Source organism: Pseudomonas juntendi (assembly GCF_009932375.1).
Lineage (GTDB): Bacteria > Pseudomonadota > Gammaproteobacteria > Pseudomonadales > Pseudomonadaceae > Aquipseudomonas > Aquipseudomonas juntendi.
Genome location: NZ_BLJG01000082.1, coordinates 1 through 18,967 on the forward strand (window position 1 = coordinate 1; position 18,967 = coordinate 18,967).

Annotated in this window: 16 protein-coding genes; 6 read left to right on the top strand and 10 right to left on the bottom strand. The window is 63.3% G+C overall.

Features of this window, described 5'->3' with window-relative positions; genetic code table 11:
- Positions 1–200: 200 nt before the first annotated feature.
- The 8 genes from dacB to GYA94_RS11980 all read right to left on the bottom strand — a co-directional run bounded on the left by dacB (position 201) and on the right by GYA94_RS11980 (position 9,286).
- Positions 201–1,658, bottom strand: coding sequence for a D-alanyl-D-alanine carboxypeptidase/D-alanyl-D-alanine endopeptidase (dacB, locus tag GYA94_RS11945; RefSeq protein ID WP_029887788.1), 1,458 nt, complete (start codon positions 1,656–1,658; stop codon positions 201–203).
- Positions 1,659–1,844: 186 nt separating this feature from the next.
- A complete protein-coding gene (locus tag GYA94_RS11950; RefSeq protein WP_009684007.1) occupies positions 1,845–2,189 on the bottom strand; it encodes a YggL family protein in 345 nt (114 codons plus the stop codon).
- Between the two features lie 41 nt (positions 2,190–2,230).
- A complete protein-coding gene (locus GYA94_RS11955) occupies positions 2,231–5,863 on the bottom strand; it encodes a transporter substrate-binding domain-containing protein (protein WP_161892372.1) in 3,633 nt (1,210 codons plus the stop codon).
- A gap of 8 nt (positions 5,864–5,871) precedes the next feature.
- A complete protein-coding gene (locus GYA94_RS11960) occupies positions 5,872–6,489 on the bottom strand; it encodes a response regulator transcription factor (protein ID WP_009684005.1) in 618 nt (205 codons plus the stop codon).
- 284 nt (positions 6,490–6,773) lie between these two features.
- On the bottom strand, positions 6,774–8,105 hold the full coding sequence (locus GYA94_RS11965; protein WP_009684004.1) for a deoxyguanosinetriphosphate triphosphohydrolase: 1,332 nt from the start codon (positions 8,103–8,105) through the stop codon (positions 6,774–6,776).
- 156 nt (positions 8,106–8,261) lie between these two features.
- Positions 8,262–8,591 (bottom strand): hypothetical protein, encoded by a 330-nt coding sequence (locus tag GYA94_RS11970; RefSeq protein WP_009684003.1) that lies wholly within the window; start codon positions 8,589–8,591, stop codon positions 8,262–8,264.
- Positions 8,588–8,962: a phage holin family protein gene (locus tag GYA94_RS11975; RefSeq protein WP_009684002.1), complete on the bottom strand. Its 375-nt coding sequence runs from the start codon at positions 8,960–8,962 to the stop codon at positions 8,588–8,590. The genes GYA94_RS11970 and GYA94_RS11975 overlap by 4 nt, the downstream gene beginning before the upstream one ends.
- A gap of 9 nt (positions 8,963–8,971) precedes the next feature.
- Positions 8,972–9,286, bottom strand: coding sequence for an ElaB/YgaM/YqjD family protein (locus tag GYA94_RS11980; RefSeq protein ID WP_009684001.1), 315 nt, complete (start codon positions 9,284–9,286; stop codon positions 8,972–8,974).
- Between the two features lie 324 nt (positions 9,287–9,610).
- Between GYA94_RS11980 and GYA94_RS11985 the strand changes: the two genes are divergently transcribed.
- The 5 genes from GYA94_RS11985 to GYA94_RS12005 all read left to right on the top strand — a co-directional run bounded on the left by GYA94_RS11985 (position 9,611) and on the right by GYA94_RS12005 (position 12,974).
- Positions 9,611–10,819 (top strand): ammonium transporter, encoded by a 1,209-nt coding sequence (locus GYA94_RS11985; protein WP_029886184.1) that lies wholly within the window; start codon positions 9,611–9,613, stop codon positions 10,817–10,819.
- A 65-nt stretch (positions 10,820–10,884) separates the two neighbouring features.
- Positions 10,885–11,124 (top strand): glutaredoxin family protein, encoded by a 240-nt coding sequence (locus GYA94_RS11990; RefSeq protein ID WP_009683999.1) that lies wholly within the window; start codon positions 10,885–10,887, stop codon positions 11,122–11,124.
- A gap of 108 nt (positions 11,125–11,232) precedes the next feature.
- The gene (locus tag GYA94_RS11995; RefSeq protein WP_161892373.1) at positions 11,233–11,664 is read left to right on the top strand and encodes a D-Ala-D-Ala carboxypeptidase family metallohydrolase; all 432 of its coding nucleotides are present in this window, start codon (positions 11,233–11,235) and stop codon (positions 11,662–11,664) included.
- A gap of 65 nt (positions 11,665–11,729) precedes the next feature.
- Positions 11,730–12,038 carry a hypothetical protein gene (locus tag GYA94_RS12000; RefSeq protein ID WP_009683997.1) on the top strand — a complete coding sequence of 103 codons (309 nt, stop codon included), beginning with the start codon at positions 11,730–11,732 and terminating at the stop codon, positions 12,036–12,038.
- A 51-nt stretch (positions 12,039–12,089) separates the two neighbouring features.
- Positions 12,090–12,974, top strand: coding sequence for a pseudouridine synthase (locus GYA94_RS12005; RefSeq protein ID WP_029886186.1), 885 nt, complete (start codon positions 12,090–12,092; stop codon positions 12,972–12,974).
- 67 nt (positions 12,975–13,041) lie between these two features.
- Here GYA94_RS12005 and GYA94_RS12010 read toward each other — a convergent pair whose 3' ends face one another.
- Positions 13,042–14,607: a methyl-accepting chemotaxis protein gene (locus GYA94_RS12010; RefSeq protein WP_110679430.1), complete on the bottom strand. Its 1,566-nt coding sequence runs from the start codon at positions 14,605–14,607 to the stop codon at positions 13,042–13,044.
- A 180-nt stretch (positions 14,608–14,787) separates the two neighbouring features.
- A complete protein-coding gene (gene acnA, locus GYA94_RS12015; protein WP_009683993.1) occupies positions 14,788–17,529 on the bottom strand; it encodes an aconitate hydratase AcnA in 2,742 nt (913 codons plus the stop codon).
- A gap of 224 nt (positions 17,530–17,753) precedes the next feature.
- Here acnA and rlmM point away from each other — a divergent pair, with 224 nt between their 5' ends.
- Entirely contained in the window at positions 17,754–18,818 is a 1,065-nt protein-coding gene (rlmM, locus tag GYA94_RS12020; RefSeq protein ID WP_161892374.1) for a 23S rRNA (cytidine(2498)-2'-O)-methyltransferase RlmM, read from the top strand.
- The last annotated feature ends 149 nt before the right edge of the window (positions 18,819–18,967 follow it).

The window sequence follows — 18,967 nt, forward strand, 5'->3', positions numbered from 1 at the left end:
CCTTGGCGCATGCCTCAATATCGCGCCGTACGAACAAGGCGGTCGCGCGCACCTGGCACAGGGGTTACTGGCCCGAAACAAACGTAGGAGCGAGCGCAGCTCGCGATGCGCCGCACGGGCGGCGCTCGATCTCACAGGCGCTGCATATCTTGTGGCAAACACCTGTCAGCCCCACCGCCCCTGCACCCAGTCGCTGTGCATCAATTGGCAGCGGTGCTGCCGGCCAGCTTCGGCTGGCGGTACAGGTCCAGCAGCACCTGGTCCAGCACCTGCGAGGCACCCCATGGTTTCGGGTCGTTGAGGATCGCCGCCACTGCCCAGGTGTGGCCATTGCTGTCGCGGCTGAAACCGGCTATTGCGCGCACCGTGTTCAGGGTGCCGGTCTTGATGTGCCCTTCGCCGGCCATGGCGGTGCGCTTGAGGCGCTTGCGCATGGTGCCATCCATGCCCACCAGCGGCATCGAACTCATGTATTCGGCAGCGTAGGGGCTCTTCCAGGCTGCCTGCAGCATCTCGGCCATTTCCCGGGTGCTGACGCGCTCGGCTCGCGACAGGCCAGAACCGTTTTCCATCACCAGGTGCGGCGCGGTAATGCCTTTTTTCGCCAGCCATTGGCGTACCACGCGCTGTGCGGCACGCGCATCGTCGCCATCGGCATCGGTGCGGAACTGTGCGCCAAGGCTGAGGAACAACTGCTGGGCCATGGTGTTGTTGCTGTACTTGTTGATGTCGCGGATCACTTCGACCAGGTCTGGGGAGAAGGCACGTGCCAGCAGGCGGGCACTCTTGGGCACGTTCTCGACACGGTCGCCGCCCTGGATGGTGCCGCCCAGCTCGTTCCAGATGGCACGTACGGCACCGGCCGCGTAAGTCGGGTGGTCAAGCAGGGCCAGGTAAGTCTGCGAGTTGCAACCGTCACCCAGTTGGCCGCTGACCGTCACACTGATGCCGTTGGCCTGAGGCACCGGGTTGTAGCGCACATCGCCACTGCATTGTTTCGAGGCCACAGGCTTGACCTGGTTGTCGATGCGGATGCTGGCAATCGGTGGCTCCACCGCAATGGTGACCTTGCCGCCATCGTTGCGGGCAACAAAGCGCAGGGCCTTGAGGTTGACCAGCAGCGAGTCGGGCTTGACCAGGAACGGCTTGTTTTCGTCACCGCCGTCGTCGTTGAACTGGGGCAGGTTGGGTTGCACGAAGTGGCTGCGGTCCAATACCAGGTCACCGGTGACGGTGCGCACACCATTGGCGCGCAGGTCACGCATCAGCAGCCACAGCTTTTCCATGTTCAGCTTGGGGTCACCGCCGCCTTTGAGGTACAGGTTGCCGTTGAGCACCCCGTTGCTCAGGGTGCCGTCGGTGTAGAACTCGGTCTTCCACTGAAAGGTCGGGCCAAGCAGCTCGAGGGCTGCGTAGGTGGTGACCAGTTTCATGGTCGAGGCCGGGTTTACCGACACGTCGGCATTGAACACGGTGGGAACACCGGGGCCATCCAGGGGCAGCATGACCAGCGACAGTGCGGTGTCTTGCAGTTTGTTGGCTTTGAGCGCCTGCTGCACTTTGGCAGGCAAGGTGGTGTTGACGGCTGCGGCTTGGCTGGGCAAGGCGAAGGGCAATAGCAGGCCGGCGAGTACGAGGGGACGAAGCGTTTTGATCATGGTGAGCAAATACCCTGCAGCGAGGGAAAAGGACATTGGGGCTGTAAGCGATGATGGCCCCACGAGCTAAAGAAACCGCATTATGCCCCAAGCGTAGCGACGATGCGCCACGTTCGACGGAAAACCATCGCCAATAAAAAGGCCACCTCGAGAGGTGGCCTTTCTTCGATCGAACCGGGCTGAGGGTTACTCAGCCTTGTTGATCGGCTTTTCCGGGTACCAGGCGTCCAGCAACGGGCTGACTTCGATCTTGGTCAGTTCGCTGCGGCCTTTGAGCCAGGCTTCGACGGCGGCGCGTTGTTCTTCGCTGACCGAGCCGCGTTTGACCGAGCACACCAGGCCGTAATCGTCACCGCCTACATAATCCAGGCCGTTGGCGTCCATGGCTTCAGCCAGGAACGCGTCGAGGAAAGCATCGATTGCCTGGTCATCCAGATCTTCCTTGAATTCCAGGTTCAGCTCGAAGCCCAATTCCTGAAACTCGTCGACACACAGCTTCTTGCGCAGACGACGGGAGCGGTTTGTGGCCATGAAACAATCCTCTTAGGTAATAACGCCGCGCAGTCTACCAGTTAACACGCGTGGCTGCCTGCCTGAGTGTCGGCGGGTGGCGCCAACTCCCTGGCCAGGGCGCGCTCCACCCGGCGCATGTGGCGTGCCAGTGCCTGGCGCTTCAAGCGTAGCTGGGCAGGGATGAGGGTGCCGGCTTCCAGCGCTTCGCATGCCGCCATCAGGGCGGGTGCCTTGAGCATGCGTGCGGCGCTCAGCACCTTGTGGGCCTGGTCGGCGATGGCCGTGCTGTCGTGCTGCGGGTCCAGCGCCATCAAGCTGAGCAGGTCGGCTTGCAGGCTCTGCAGTAGCGCTTGCAGAAAACGCTGGCGGTCGTCGGGTGCTGGCCCGGTCACGGCCGCCAGGCCGTCCAGTTCGTACAACCTGCCCGGGGCGCATTGCTGGCGGCGCGGGTGAATGCCCGCCAGGCACTGGCTGAGCGTACTCAGGCTGATGGGCTTGAGCAGGCAGTCGTCCATGCCGGCGCTCAGGCACTTGCGACGGACCTCTGGCTGGGCGTTGGCGGTATAACCCAGGATGGTGCAGCGCGGCCGCTGGCCATGGCGTTCTTCGGTGCGCACGGCGGTTGCCAGCTGGTAGCCGTTCATGTGCGGCATGTTGCAGTCCAGCACCAGCACGTCGAAATCACCGGCGCGCCAGGCGGCCAGGCCTTCCTGGCCATCCCGGGCGCTGGCATGCTGCAGGCCCAGATAACCGAGCTGCTGCGCCATCAGTTCCAGGTTGGCCGGGTGATCGTCGATCACCAGCACGCGCAGACCGGGGTCGGGAACGTCCAGGCATTCCGGCAACTGGGCGGGTTGCGCTGCAGCATCGACCCGTTGCAACGGCATCTTCAGGCGCACCTGGGTGCCGACATCCTCCAGGCTCTTGATGGTCAGGCTGCCCCCCATCATGTCGCACAGGTTGCGGCAGATGGCCAGACCGAGCCCGGTGCCCGCACGGGCACCCTGGCTGTGCGGGTTAGCCTGGATGAATGGGTTGAACAGGCGCTCCAGGTCGTCGGCATGGATGCCGATACCACTGTCGCGCACCTCCAGGTCCAGCATTGCAGGCCTGCCAGGGGCTTCGTCCAGCAGGCTGACGCAGATGCGTACCTGGCCATGCTCGGTGAACTTGATGGCGTTGCTCACCAGGTTGGACAGCACTTGCTTGAAACGCAGGGGGTCGAGCAATGCGTGGCAACGTGCGGCCGGTTCGATGATCACTTCCAGCGCCAGGCCTTTTTGCCGTGCCTGGCCATCGAACATGCGCCCCACCGACTCGACCAACGCTGCCAGGTCGACCACCTCGGGGGCCAGCGACAGATGCCCGGATTCGATGCGCACGATATCGAGAATGTCACCGATCAGGCCCAGCAGGTCTTTGGCCGAATGGTGCGCCAAGGCCAGCGCGCTGCGGTCCACCCACCCTTGATCGGCGCGTTTGACAGCCAGTTCGAGCATGCCGATGACGGCATTCATGGGGGTGCGGATTTCGTGGCTGATGGTGGCCAGGAAGGTGCTTTTGGCGCGGTTGGCGTCGTCGGCCTGCTGCTTGGCCTGGCGCAGTTCCGTGACCAGCTGGCGGCGGTCGCTGATGTCGATCCAGCCGCCGATGATGCCCTGCACTTCACCCAGCGAATCACGGTAGGGCAGGATCCAGTGGTAGATGGTCATCTCCCGGCCCTTGATCCGCAACGGGCGGTCCATGATCAGGGGGGAGCCGGCAGCCATCACTTTGTGGTAATCCGCCTGGATTTGCCGGGTCTGTTCGGCGTCGGCGAACAGGCTGGCGCTCAGCTGTTTGCCGATAACCTGCTCGGAGCGGGCCTGCACCGCCTCCAGGTAGCTGTAGTTGCAGCTTTGCAGGCGGCCATCGCGGTCGCGCACGTACATGGGGTGAGGGGTGCCGTTGAGCAGTGCGCGCATGAATGCCAGTTGGTCGTTCAGCGCCCTTTCGGCGCGCTGGCGCTGGCGGATCTGCAAGCGCAGGCGGGCGTTCCAGAGCAACGCCAGCAGAAGCAGCACCGCCGTGGCCAGTACCACCTGCAGCGCCAGCCGGCGGTAGCTCTGGCTCTTGCTGTCTTCGTGCGGGCCAAAGCTGCGCCAGCGGTTATTGATGACACCCAGTTCCTCGGGCGAAATGCTCTGCAGGGCCTTGTCGAGAATCGAGGCCAAAGCCGGTGAAGACGCGTTGGTGGCCATGGCGTAGTTGGCGGGCTCGCCGCCGACCGAGGTGCGGATGACCAGGTCGGGGTTGCTGGCCAGGGCGTGGTTGGCATCGATCAGGGTGGTGATCACCGCATCGACGGCGCCGCTGTTGAGCAATGCCATGGAGTAGAACGCGCTGGCGCTCTCGACCCAGCCAATGTGCGGATAATGCTGCGGCAACGTGGCATGCATGGCGCTGTGGCGGGTCACGGCGATGCGGTGGCCCTGCAACTGCTCCAGGGACCCTGGGGCCGGTTTGTCCTTGCGGCTGACCAGAACATAGGCGCTTTCCAGGTACGGCCGGCTGATCTGCAGGTCCTTGTCGACCAACCCGGCAATGGCCAGGGCGGCGATCACGTCGGCGCGGCCATCCTTCAAGCGGGCGATCATGTCGGCAATGCCACTGGCCCGCTGTACCTCGAAGCGCAAGCCGGTGCGCAGGCGAATGAGCTCCAGCAGGTCAGCAGTGATGCCGCGAAAATGCCCTGAGCCGTCGAAGTAGGACAGGGGCGCAGCGGTGTCGTCAATGGCCACACGCATCACGGGGTGCTGTTGCAGCCATTGTTGCTCTGTTGCGCTCAATTGCAGGTTGCGGTCGGTCAACAGCAGGTCGCTGCCGGCGCTCCAGCGTTTGAAGATACTGGCGCGCATGGCGGGGGGCTGGCTATCGAGGATGGTATCGACCAGTTCCCTCAGTACGGTGTCCTGCTGGCGCAGGGCAAAGCCGAAGCCGATGGCTTCGTGCTTGCCGAAGTTGGCCATGCGCAGGCGCGGCAGGTGGCCGCGGTTGAGCTGGTAGTGGGTGGAAATGGTGTCGCCGATGAACACGTCGGCCTGGCCGAACGCTACGGCATTCAACGCCTGGCTGGAAGACTCGAACGTCAGCAGCTCGGCCTTCGGGTAGGCGTTGAGCATTTCTGCCTCGGGCAGGTAGTGATAGAGCATGCCCAGGCGCATGCCGGCCAGGCCTGTGTCCAGTGCCCGCGTTTCGTCTTCGCGCGTGACCAGCACCGGCTGGTCAACGGCATAGGGGTGCGACAGGGCCAGGCCGTCGCTGGCCGCTTCGTAGCCATTGGCGCTGCCCAGCAGGTCGATGTCGCCTTGCCGGAGTGCTTCTACAGCGGCCTGGCGGCTGGGAAAACGCAGCACGCGTACCGGCAACTCCAGGGCCGTACCGATCAGGTTTGCATATTCGGCGGTGAGCCCCTGGTAGTCATGGCCGCCACTGGAGATGTCGAACGGCGGGTAGTCGGGGGCCGATGTTCCCAGTACCAGTTCCTGGCGCCCTGCAAGCCATTGCCGTTGCTCGGCGGTGAGTTGCGGTGGCGCTGGCCTGGCCGATGAACGCGCCAGGAGCGTGTACGATGCAGTTTCGTGGTGGGTGCCCAGTGCCGCGCTGCTGAACAGCAGCAGCGCGAGCAGCAGGCGGGCGAAAGGGCGGGCCATGAACATGCTCAGACCAGCGCGTTGCGCTTGGCCATCTCGATCAGGTCGACCAACGTACTGACCTGCAGCTTTTGCATGAGGCGCTTCTTGTAGGTACTCACGGTCTTGCTGCTGAGGAACATGCCCTTGGCAATTTCCTTGTTGCTGCGCCCTTGGGCGAAGAGTTGCAGCACCATCAGTTCGCGATCATTTACCTGGCGGAAAAGTTGCAGGTCGCTCGTGGTTACCTGGTCATGCTTTATTGCCTGGCTGGGGAAGTAGTTATAACCGGCCAGCACGGCCTTGATTGCACTCAGCAGTTCACCGAGGTCCTCCTGCTTGCACACATAACCGGCAGCACCCGAGTGCATGCAGCGCACGGCAAACAACGCCGGGGCCTGTGCAGTCAGCACCAGCACTTTCATGGGCAGCGCCATGGCCTGGAAGCGCGCAAGCACCTCCAGCCCGTCTAGCTTGGGGATGCTGATGTCGAGGATGACCAGGTCGGGGTGGCTCTCGCGGATCATCTGCATCGCGTCCACGCCATTGTCCGATTCACCGACAATCTTGTAATTCTGGTTTTCCAGCAGCATGCGGACGGCAAGGCGGATGACCGGATGATCGTCAACAATAAATATGGAATGCATGTTCAACTTGCCTGCGGTCAATTGTGGGTGACAGGCGGCACCTTATCGCAGTTGGAAGTCAACGGGCATGCAAGGAAGGGCTGTTTGCCCCATATGGGAAATGGCTTACAAGATAAAGCAAAACGGGCTACGAGATAATCGTGCGCGACCCAATGTCAAAGTGCATTTGGTAACTTTTCGTTGGCAAATTAAACGTGTTGTTTAATTTGCCCTCGGTATATGTAGGAAGTTTCCTGTAACCCAGGTGCAGCACCGGCACGCTGGCCGGTCTGCACCGCCATGGCTCAGCCCGGGCCCGAGCGCCCGGTCATTTCCCTGGCCATTTCGCTGGCGTAGCTGTCGGTCATGCCGGCGATGAAATCGATCATGCGCAGGAACGCGTTGTACAGCGAGCCGTGTGGGTCTGGTGCACTGTTGCCGAGCAGGTCCATGACGCGCCGGCTCTTGAACGAGGGTGTGCGCCCGCCGTGTTGTTCGAGCGCCGCGCCGCAGAAGGTATTGAGCAGGATTTCCAGTGTGGTGTAGGCGCCGATTTCGTGCAGGGTCTTGCGCTTGTCCTGGAAGATCTTGTTGCGCGCCATGTCTTTGGCCTGCAGCACGCAGCGCTTGGCCGGGCCGTGCATGTGTTCGACCAGGTCGCCTGGCAGTTGCCCGGCCAGCAACGCTTGCTGCTGCTCGACAAAAGCCTGGGCGGCAGCGTTGGTCAAGTGCTCGATGGCCTTGCCACGCAGGATGGCCAGCTTGCGCCGGCGAGAATCGCCGGGGCCCAGCTGGCGATAGGTTTCCGGCAGATCGTCGCCGACCAGGTCGAGCAGCAAGGCTTCGACTTCGCCGTATTGCAGCAAGTCCATCTCCAGGCCGTCTTCCAGGTCGATCAGCGCGTAGCAGATGTCGTCGGCCGCTTCCATCAGGTACACCAACGGGTGGCGCGCCCAGCGCTGGTGCTCCAGCTGTGGCAGGCCGAGCTTGCGGGCGATCTGTTCCAGCAGTGGCAGCTCGCTCTGATAACTGCCGAACTTGTGCTTCTTGTAGCCCAGGGCGTCGGCATGGCGGGCGCTCCAGGGGTATTTGAGGTAGGTGCCGAGGGTGGCATAGGTCAACCGGGTGCCACCGTCGAACTGGTGGTACTCCAGTTGCGTAAGCACGCGGAAGCCCTGCGCATTGCCCTCGAAATTGAGGAAGTCGGCACGCTCGTCATCACCCATGTCGTCCAGCCACCCGCGCCCGGCCGCCTGCTGGAACCAGTGACGTATGGCGTCTTCGCCAGAATGGCCGAATGGCGGGTTGCCGATGTCGTGGGCCAGGCAGGCCGACTGCACGATCATCCCCAGGTCGCTGGGCGCGCACCAGTCTGGCAAGCTTTCGCGCAGGGTTTCACCCACGCGCATGCCCAGCGAACGCCCCACGCAACTGACTTCCAGCGAATGGGTCAGGCGCGTGTGAATGTGATCGTTACTGGTGACGGGGTGCACTTGGGTCTTGCGCCCCAGGCGGCGAAAGGCGCCCGAGAAAATGATGCGGTCGTGGTCTTTGTGGAAGGGGCTGCGCCCGAGTTCTTCGGCGCTATACAGGGCTTTGCCCAGACGTTCGCGGGTGAGCAGGGTGTGCCAGTCCAAGGCGCGGTCTCCAGGGGGTCAAAGGCTATAGCTTCTGGTGTGCTGTGCCTGCGCGCAAGTGGCAGGGGCAACGCTGGCCGCTGGCATGCATTACCCGCGAACGGCCGGTGGCGGCACCGACACATTCGCGGTCGAGCCTGCGCCCATGCACCGCCTTCAGCGGCGACGGCTACCTTGCAGGTACAGGCGCACCAGCGGCAGCAGGCTGGTGCCCAGGCGCACAAGCCTGCCCAGGTTGCCGCTGCGCACGCCCTTGCCGGTCATGAAGCCCAGGGCTACCACAGCGCCAATACCCCACAGCGGCGCGTGTTTGATGCCCAAGCCGTCGTGCAGCGAGCTGCCCATGCCGCGCATGCGCTGCAACGGTGCCAGCAGTTGCCCGGATTCGTGGCGGATCTCCTGGCGGTGCATTTCCATGCGCAGGCGCAGCAACGCCTTGCGCAGCTCGCGTGGGTTTCGTGTGTTCGGCAGTTGTGGCAGGTTCATGGCAACAAGCGCTCCCGGTCCTTGGCGAGTTCTTCGAGGGTGGCGTTGAAGGGGGATGACTCGTCGAACACCGCTGCCTTCAACCGTACACCGCAATACAGTGCAGCCAAGCTATAGAACACGCACAGGCCGATGATGCCGGCAAGGCGATAGCTGTCCCACAGCAGCACCAGTAGCAAGCCCGACAGTGCAGTGAGCAGCAGCAGGGCGAACACCAGTGCCAGGCCGGCGAACAACAGCAACCTCAGCGTGCGGCCTTTCTGCTCCTGCAGCTCGATACCGAACAGCTCGATATGGCTGTGCAGCAGCCCCAGCGCGGCTGCGCCCAGGCGCCTGCCCGATGCGCCGGCGCCGTTGGCTTCGTTCTCCATGGGAACCCCTTAACGCCGGTTGGCCAGCAGGCCGATCAACAGGCCGACGCCGGCAGCGATGCCGATGGCCTGCCATGGGTTTTCCTGTACGTACTGCTCGGCGCTGCCCAGCGCAGCCTGGCCGCGGTCGCGTACCGACTCCTGGGTCAACTGCAGGGTTTCGCGGGCCTGGGCCAGGCGCTCGTGAATCTGCCCGCGCAACTCCTCGGCCTGGTCGCCTGCCAGGTTGGCGGTGTCGGCCAGCAGCTTTTCGGTGTCGCGCACCAAAGCCTGGAAGTCAGCCATCAATATCTCTTGTGCAGTCTTTGCCGAATTGCTGGCCATGTGTCTCTCCCTGTCGATGAATGTTGGTAGTTCGAGTGATAGCAGGCGCGGAAGGTTCAAGTGACCGTACACCCGCGTGTGCTGGTATGCGCCTTGCTATGTGTTTGCCACGTTGCGGGGCACCTCAGGCTGTTCTTGCGCCGATTCAGGGCGCCCACGCGGCGAATATCGATAAACCTTAACGCAATCCTCGACAAACCCAAGAAAAAACCACGCAGGTCGCGCCCACGCAACTGAAACAGGGTGACGGCTGGCACCGATTCGGTGCAGGGATGCAGGTTCTTGAACTGTCCTGGTGCCTTTTTCAGCAGGTCTGCCTATTTCATGGATAACATGCACAGCGCGATGGACTCCCTGGTCCACGGTTCCAACACCCTGTTCCTTCTCATGGGCGCCATTCTGGTGCTGGCCATGCATGCCGGCTTCGCGTTCCTCGAAGTGGGCACCGTACGCCACAAGAACCAGGTCAATGCCTTGTCGAAGATCCTCAGCGACTTCGCCATTTCGGCGCTGGTGTATTTCTTTATAGGCTACTGGATCGCCTATGGGGTCAACTTCTTCCAGCCTGCTGCAACGCTGGCTGCCGACCATGGCTACGCGCTGGTCAAGTGCTTCTTCCTGTTGACCTTCGCTGCAGCCATTCCGGCGATCATTTCCGGGGGCATCGCCGAGCGTGCGCGTTTCGTGCCGCAACTGTGTGCCACCGCACTGATCGTGGCATTCGTCTACCCCTTCTTCGAGGGTGTGGTGTGGAACGGCAACCTGGGCCTGCAAGCCTGGTTGCAGGACCGCTTTGGCGCGCCGTTCCATGACTTTGCCGGCTCGGTGGTGGTGCATGCCATGGGCGGCTGGCTGGCGCTGGCGGCGGTGCTGCTGCTCGGCCCGCGCCGCGGTCGCTATCGCGATGGTCGGCTGGTGGCTTTTGCGCCCTCGAGCATTCCCTTTCTCGCCCTGGGCTCGTGGATCCTGATCATTGGCTGGTTCGGTTTCAACGTGATGAGCGCCCAGACCTTGGAGGGGCTCAGTGGCCTGGTGGCGATCAACTCGTTGCTCGCCATGGTTGGCGGCACGTTGTCGGCGTTGCTGGCAGGGCGCAACGACCCTGGCTTCCTGCATAACGGGCCGTTGGCCGGGTTGGTGGCGGTTTGCGCCGGCTCAGACCTGATGCACCCGATCGGTGCGCTGGCTACCGGCCTGGTGGCGGGCGGGCTGTTCGTGTGGACGTTCACCGCGGCCCAGAACCGCTGGAAAATCGACGACGTGCTGGGTGTTTGGCCGTTGCATGGTCTGTGTGGCGTGTGGGGTGGGGTTGCCTGCGGCATCTTCGGCCAGGCGGCACTGGGCGGCATGGGCGGCGTGAGCCTGGTCAGCCAGTTGCTGGGGAGCCTGATGGGGGTGGTGGTGGCACTCGCCGGTGGTTTTGCCGTATATGGTGCGCTGCGCGCCGTGCATGGCCTGCGGCTGAGCCATGAGCAGGAATTTCAGGGCGCCGACCTGTCGCTGCACCGTATCGGCGCCACCAGCCAGGATTGAAGGTGCACGATGGCCGTGGTGGTCCTAGAATAGGTTTCTCTGCATGCCACATCGGGACCCGCGCCATGCTGCCTGAATGCCAACTGTTCGGCACCCTCGGCTGCCACCTGTGTGAAGTGGCCGAGTCGGTGCTGATGCCCTTCGTCGATCATGGCCTGCTGGTGGAGCTGGTCGATGTTGCCGAAAGCCAGCCTTTGTTCGAGCGATATGGGCTGGTCATTCCGGTGCTCCGGCGCTGTGACAACGGTGCCGAGTTGCACTGGCCGTTCGATGCCGAGCAGGTGGTGGCGTTCCTGGGGCAATGACACCGACAGGGGAGGTACAACCCTGCTCCATGGCAGGTGATGCGCGCTGATGATCAGGCGCCGGCGCACCAGTGCCGGTGCCCCTAGCCATCATCGGAACCGCTTGCCATGTTGATCACACCACATTTCACACTCGCTGAACTGACCGTTTCCCAGCTCGCGGCCAGGGATGGGTTCGACAACACCCCGCCACCTGAAGCCAGGGCCAACCTGCAACTGCTGTGTTGTGCGCTGGAACAGGTGCGCGCGCTGTTCGGCGTGCCCATCATTGTCAGCAGCGGCTACCGTAGCGAGAAAGTCAACCGCTTGATTGGCGGTGCCACCAACAGCCAGCATGTACAAGGGCTGGCGGCTGACTTCACGGTCATCGAGGTGAGCCCGCGCGAGACCGTGCAACGGATCAGCGAAAGTACGGTGCCGTTCGATCAACTCATCCTGGAATTCGACAAGTGGGTGCACCTGTCGGTGGCGCGGGGCACCCCGCGGCGCCAGGTGTTGACCATCCGCAAGGGCAGCGGCTATCTGGCGGGGCTGCAATGAAGCGCATTGACTGCGACGCGAGGATGTTCGTATGCTGTATATAAATACAGTATCGAGGTAAAGCCATGCTCAACGTCGAGCAACTCAAGTACAGCGTCAACCGCATGCCTGTGGAGCGGGTGGCCGACGCCGTTCTGGAACTGCGCCTCGAGGGCCTGGTGACCGATGACCGCACCCCCTTCGGCAAGGTGCACTTCAATACCTGCTTTGCCGAGATCGAAGCCTTGTTCCAGCGGGCCGGCTACCACCGTGGGCTCGATGTGGTCGGGTACCAAGGGGCGCTCTACGCACTTTACGACCCTGGCCGCTGGGAGCCGGTGCAGGTGCTGCGCTGGTTGAAGGAGCGCAGCGAAGCGCTGGCCCAGGCTGGTTGATGGGGCGGGGTTGGGTGATAATGCGCGGCCGTGCCTGTTCCGAGCCCTGCCATGTCCACGCCGTTCGACCCCGCCCGCCAGCAAGCCAGCACCGTGTGCCTGCCACCCGGTCACTGGGCAACGGTGCTCGATTGCCTGTGTGACCATTTCAAGGCCATCGACCGTGCCCAGTGGCTCGACCGCTTTGCCAGGGGGCGTGTGCTGGACGCCCAGGGGCAGGCAGTGGCTGCCGAGCTGCCTTACAAACCGGGCATGCGCTTGCACTATTTTCGCGAAGTGCCGAACGAGCGACCGATCCCGGTGCAGGAGCACGTGCTGCACGTGGACGAGCACCTGGTGGTGGCGGACAAGCCGCATTTCCTGCCGGTGACACCGACTGGCGAGTACGTTGAGCACACCTTGCTGCGCCGCCTGATTCGCAGGCTGGATAACCCTCACCTGGTGCCGTTGCATCGCATCGATCGACACACCGCCGGGCTCGTGCTGTTCTCTGCCAACCCGCATACGCGTAGCGCTTATCAGCGGCTGTTCCCCGAGCGACGTATCGACAAGCGCTACCAGGCCATCGCGGCCGCTTTGCCGCAACATGCGTTTCCGTTGGTGCACAAAAGCCGCCTGGTGCATGGCGAGCCCTTTTTCCGCATGCATGAGGTAGAGGGCGAGGCCAATAGTGAAACCCTGGCCGAGGTGCTGGAGAAGCGTGGAGCGCTGTGGCGGTACGGGTTGTCGCCGGTCACCGGCAAGACCCACCAGTTGCGGGTGCACATGGCTGCGTTGGGCGCGGGCATCAGCAATGACCCGTTCTATCCGCAGTTGCTCGACACCGCAGACGATTACCAGCGGCCATTGAAACTGCTGGCGCAGAGCCTGCGTTTCACCGACCCGTTGAGCGGCGAAGAGCGCTATTTCGAGAGCCGCTTGAGCCTGGACTGGTAACCCTGCCTGGGCATGCGTTGCCAGCCAGGGGCTGCTGTGCAACCCCTCGCGGCGCGCAGGTCTGCGGTCAGCGGTTGAAGCGCTCCACAAGTGAGTACTGGCTCCCGGCCGTAGTGGTCAGCTCTTCGCTCAACAGCGCCGAGTGCTGTGCCTGCTCGGCGGTCTGGTCGGCCAGTTCGGCGATGGTGCTGATGTTACGGCTGATCTCATCGGCCACGGCGGTCTGCTCTTCGGTCGCGGCGGCAATCTGGGTCGCCATGTCGGTGATGTTGGCGACCGCTTCGCTGATGCCGACCAGCGCTTGGTCAGCCTGCATCACACGATCAACGCCTTCCTGCGCCTGACGGTGGCCGGTTTCCATGGTCAGTACGGCGTTGCTGGCGGTTTGCTGCAGCTTGGCGATCAGGCTGTGGATCTGCCCGGTGGACTCGGCGGTGCGTTGAGCCAGCTGGCGCACTTCGTCGGCCACTACAGCAAAGCCACGGCCCATTTCCCCAGCCCGCGCCGCCTCGATGGCGGCATTCAATGCCAGCAGGTTGGTCTGGTCGGCAATGCCCTTGATCACATCGACGACACCGCCAATTTCGTCGCTGTCCTTGGCCAGTTGCGTGACGGTCTGGCCGGTTTCGCCCACTGCTGTCGACAGGCGTTCGATGGCCTCGCGGGTTTCCCCGGCAATCTGCCGGCCTTGGCTGGTCAGGCGGTTGGCTTCCTGGGTGGCATCGGCTGTGCGTTGCACGTGGTTGGCAACTTCCTGGGTGGTCGCGGCCATCTGGTTGACGGCGGCGGCGACCTGTTCGGTTTCGACCCGCTGGCGTTCCAGCCCCGAAGAGCTCTTGTGTGCCAGGGCGTCGGACTGCCGCGCCTGGTCGCTGAGGTGCTCGGCGCTGTCCTGCAAGCGGGTCAGGCAGGTTTTCATGCGCGCATCCTGGCTGAGCATGGCCATTTCCAGGCGGGCCTGCACGCCACGGCTGTCGGTGTACATCTGCGCGATCAGCGGGTCGGAGGTGGTCTGTTCAGCCAGCCGCAGCAAGCGCTTGAGGCCGCGTTGCTGCCAGCTCAGGCCAATCAGCCCAAGCGGTACGGAAAGCGCGGCGGCCAACGCGAAGCCCCAGGAATGGCCCAGCCAGTTGCCAATCAGGAAGCCCGCCTGGCTGATCAGGATGAACGGCAACCAGTCCTGCAGCACCGGCAGCCACTTGTCACGGCGCGGTACCGGCGGCTTGCCCTGGTTGATGCGCTGGTACAGCGCCTCGGCGCGGCGGATCTGCTCGGCGGTGGGTTTGACCCGCACAGACTCGAAGCCGACCACCTGGTTGTTGTCGAAAATCGGTGTGACGTAGGCGTTGACCCAGTAGTGATCGCCCGACTTGCAGCGGTTCTTGACGATACCCATCCACGGCTGGCCTTGCTTGAGGGTTTGCCACATATGGGCAAACACCGCAGGCGGCACGTCGGGGTGGCGCACCAGATTGTGCGGCGCACCGGTCAGTTCTTCGCGGGTGAACCCACTGATGTCGATGAAGGCATCATTGCAGTAGGTAATCACGCCCTTGGCGTTGGTGGTGGAGATCAACCGCTGCTGGGCAGGGAAAGTCCGTTCTCTCTGGGTAATCGGCTGGTTGTTACGCATGGGGTGATAGTCCGCAGGGCTTTGGATGGGTATCGGCAAGCCACCGGGATTATTGAGTGATTATTTAACATGCGTGACAAAAGGTGTTCGATTTTGGTGCAAGGGTGCCTGAGCAATCGAGCGCCGTGTGGGCGGCGCTCGATTGGCAGGTGTCGCAGGTTTTCCAGTGCGGCTGCGCCCTCAACCCGCAATCAGCTGGCGCAGCACATAATGCAGAATTCCGCCTGCCTTGAAGTATTCCACCTCGTTGACGGTATCGATCCGGCACAGCACCTCGATCTGTTCCTGCTGGCCATCCTCGCGGGTGATGCGCACCTGTAGCGGCATGCCAGGGTGAATCGGTGCGCCGTCCAGCCCCAGCACGTCGATCTGCTCCTTGCCGGTCAGCCCCAGCGCCTTGCGGTCGTGCCCGGCCGTGAACTGCAGCGGCAGCACGCCCATGCCCACCAGGTTGGAGCGGTGGATACGCTCGAAGCTTTCCGCCAGCACTGCCTTCACGCCCAGCAGGTTGGTGCCCTTGGCCGCCCAGTCGCGGCTGGAGCCGGTGCCGTATTCCTGCCCGGCAATCACTACCAGCGGGGTTCCTTCCTGCTGGTAGCGCATGGCCGCGTCATAGATCGACAGTTTTTCACCCGAGGGCACGTGCAAGGTGTTGCCGCCTTCCTCGCCCGCCAGCATTTCGTTGCGGATTCGGATATTGGCGAACGTACCGCGCATCATCACTTCATGGTTGCCGCGCCGCGAACCATAGGAGTTGAAGTCGCGTGGCTCCACACCTTTTTCGCGCAGGTAGCGCCCCGCTGGGCTGTCGGCCTTGATGTTGCCGGCAGGGGAAATATGGTCGGTGGTCACCGAGTCGCCCAACAGCGCCAGCACGCGGGCGCCGCGGATATCGGTGATGGCCGGTGGCGGCCCGCCGATGTCGTCGAAGAAGGGAGGGTGCTGAATATAGGTGGAGTCTGCCTGCCACACGTAGGTAGCGGCCTGGGGTACCTCGATGGCCTGCCACTGGGCATCGCCGGCGAACACTTCGGCATATTGCTTGTGGAACATGGCCGTGTCGACCTTGGCCACGGCCGCCGCGATCTCCTGCTGGCTGGGCCAGATATCGCGCAGGTACACCGGTTGGCCGTCCTTGCCCGTACCCAGCGGGTCACGCGTCAGGTCCACGCGCACACTGCCGGCGAGCGCATAGGCCACGACCAGCGGCGGCGATGCCAGCCAGTTGGTCTTGACCAGCGGGTGAACGCGCCCTTCGAAATTACGGTTGCCCGACAGCACCGAGGCCACGGTGAGGTCAGCGCTGGCAATGGCTTTCTCGATGGCTTCATCCAGCGGGCCGGAGTTGCCGATGCAGGTGGTGCAGCCATAGCCAACCAGATCGAAGCCCAGCTCGTCGAGGTAAGGCGTGAGCCCGGCGGCCTGGAAGTAGTCGGTGACCACCTTGGAGCCCGGTGCCAGCGAGCTTTTCACCCAGGGTTTGCGTTGCAGGCCTTTTTCCAGGGCTTTCTTGGCTACCAGCCCGGCAGCCATCATCACGCTGGGGTTGGAGGTATTGGTGCACGAAGTGATGGCGGCGATCACCACGGCGCCATCGCGCAGGGTGTGGGTCTGGCCTTGGTGGCTGTAGTCGATCTCGCCGGCCTGGTCGGCATTGCCAACGGCCACGCCGCCACCCCCTTCACTTTCCAGGCGGCCGACTTCCTTGGCCAGCGGCTTGGGTTGCAGTTCGATGAAGTGGTCGAAGGCCTGGCTGACCTGGCCCAGTGCGACCCGGTCCTGCGGCCGCTTAGGCCCGGCCAGGCTGGCTTCGACGTCGTGCATGTCCAGCGCCAGGGTGTCGCTGAACAGCGGCTCGTGGCCGGGCAAGCGCCACATGCCTTGGGTTTTGCAGTACTGCTCGACCAGTTGCACGGTCGCTTCTGGCCGCCCAGACAGGCGCAGGTAGTCCAGGGTGACGTCATCGACTGGGAAAAACCCGCATGTAGCGCCGTACTCCGGGGCCATGTTGGCGAGGGTGGCGCGGTCGGCAAGCGGCAGCTCGGCCAGGCCGTCGCCATAGAACTCGACGAACTTGCCGACCACGCCTTTCTTGCGCAGCATCTGGGTCACGGTCAGCACCAGGTCGGTCGCAGTGATGCCCTCGCGCAGCTTGCCGGTCAGCTTGAAGCCGATCACTTCCGGGATCAGCATCGATACGGGCTGGCCGAGCATGGCCGCCTCGGCCTCGATACCGCCGACCCCCCAGCCGAGCACGCCCAGGCCGTTGATCATGGTGGTGTGCGAGTCGGTGCCGACCAAGGTGTCGGGGAAGGCATAGGTGCGGCCATCGGCTTCACGGGTCCATACCGTGCGGCCCAGGTATTCCAGGTTGACCTGGTGGCAGATGCCGGTGCCCGGCGGTACCACGCTGAAGTTGTCGAAGGCGTTCTGGCCCCAGCGCAGGAAGGCATAGCGCTCGCCGTTGCGCTGCATTTCGATTTCCACGTTCTCGCTGAAGGCTTGCGTTGTGCCGTAGCGGTCGACCATCACCGAGTGGTCGATCACCAGGTCGACCGGTGACAGCGGGTTGATGCGTTGTGGGTCGCCGCCGGCCTTGGCCATGGCGGCGCGCATGGCGGCCAGGTCGACCACTGCCGGTACGCCGGTGAAGTCCTGCATCAGTACGCGTGCGGGGCGGTACTGGATTTCGCGGTCGGAGCGCCGCTCGCCCAGCCATTGGGCGAGGGCGCGCAAGTCGTCGCCGGTCACGGTTTTGCCGTCTTCCCAGCGCAGCAGGTTTTCCAGCAGCACCTTCAGGGACATGGGCAGGCGTTGCAGGTCACCCAGCTGGCGGGCGGCTTCGGTGAGGCTGAAATAGTGGTAGGTCTGGTCGCCGACCTTGAGCGGCTTGAGGGTGTTCAGGCTATCGAGCGAGGGCATTGCCAACTCCTTCTGCGCCGGTGCCCGGCATTGAATTGCGGTTTGCCGGTAGCACCGTTATGTATCGGCCCGCACGGCACGGACCTGGCTGAAAGGTCAGGTTAGACCGGTTTAGGCCACCTGACCCTTTTCTGGACCGGCGGGGCGTGTCGCAGGTTCCGAACTTCCTTTATCATCGCCGCCCTGCCGGCGCCTGTGACGCGCCCGCCGTAGTGGAGTGAGAGATGAATACCCTGTTCATGCATTGCCGGCCCGGTTTCGAGGGTGAGGTGTGCGCCGAGATCAGCGAACATGCCGCCCGCCTGGGTGTCGCGGGCTATGCCAAAGGCAAGCCGCAAAGTGCCAGCGCCGAGTTTGTCTGTAGCGAGGAGGGCGGTGCCGAGCGGTTGATGGGGGAGCTGCGTTTCAATCAGCTGATCTTCCCGCGGCAATTGGCCCGGGGTGCGTTTGTCGAGTTGCCGGAAAGTGACCGTATCAGTGTGCTGCTGGCGCAGTTGGCTGGTTTTCCGGTGTTCGGCAGCCTGTGGCTGGAAGTGCTGGACAGCAACGAGGGCAAGGCGTTATCGACGTTCTGCCGCAAGTTCGAAGTGCCTTTGCGCAAGGCCCTGGAAAAGGCCGGGCGCCTGGTTGACGACGCCAGCCGCCCACGCTTGCTGCTGACCTTCATCAGTGGCCGGCGGGTATTTGCGGGTATCGCTGCAGCCAACAACAGCGCGTTGTGGCCCATGGGTATCCCGCGTCTCAAGTTCCCCCGCGAGGCGCCCAGCCGTTCGACCCTCAAGCTGGAAGAGGCCTGGCACCAGTTCATCCCGCGTGAGCAGTGGGAGCAGCGCTTGGGCGATGATATGACCGGCGTCGACCTGGGGGCTTCGCCGGGAGGGTGGACTTACCAGCTGGTGCGTCGTGGCATGTTGGTGACGGCTATCGATAATGGGCCGATGGCCGAGAGCCTGATGGATACCGGCCTGGTCCAGCACCTGATGGCCGATGGCTTTACCTGGCAACCCAGGCAACCGGTGGACTGGATGGTTTGCGATATCGTCGAGAAGCCGGCGCGGACGACTTCGCTGATCGAAACCTGGTTGGGTGAGGGGCTATGCCGGGAGGCGGTGGTCAACCTGAAGTTGCCGATGAAGCAGCGTTATGCCGAGGTACGGCGGCTGCTCGAGCGCATGGAGGCGACGTTCAAGGCGCGCAAGGTACGGGTTTCGATTGCGTGCAAGCAGCTGTATCACGACCGTGAGGAAGTGACATGCCATTTGCGGCGGCTTGATCTGAAACCTCGTTGAATCGGTGCTTGGTGCTTGAGGGTGGGGCCGATGGGAACGAATACCTATGCGGTGTAAACGCCCACGTTGTTGCAGAGCTTGAAATCCTGGGCGCAGGTTTTGATAGCGCGAAAACTCCAGCTGCGATAGCGACGCATAGTCACCTTTTC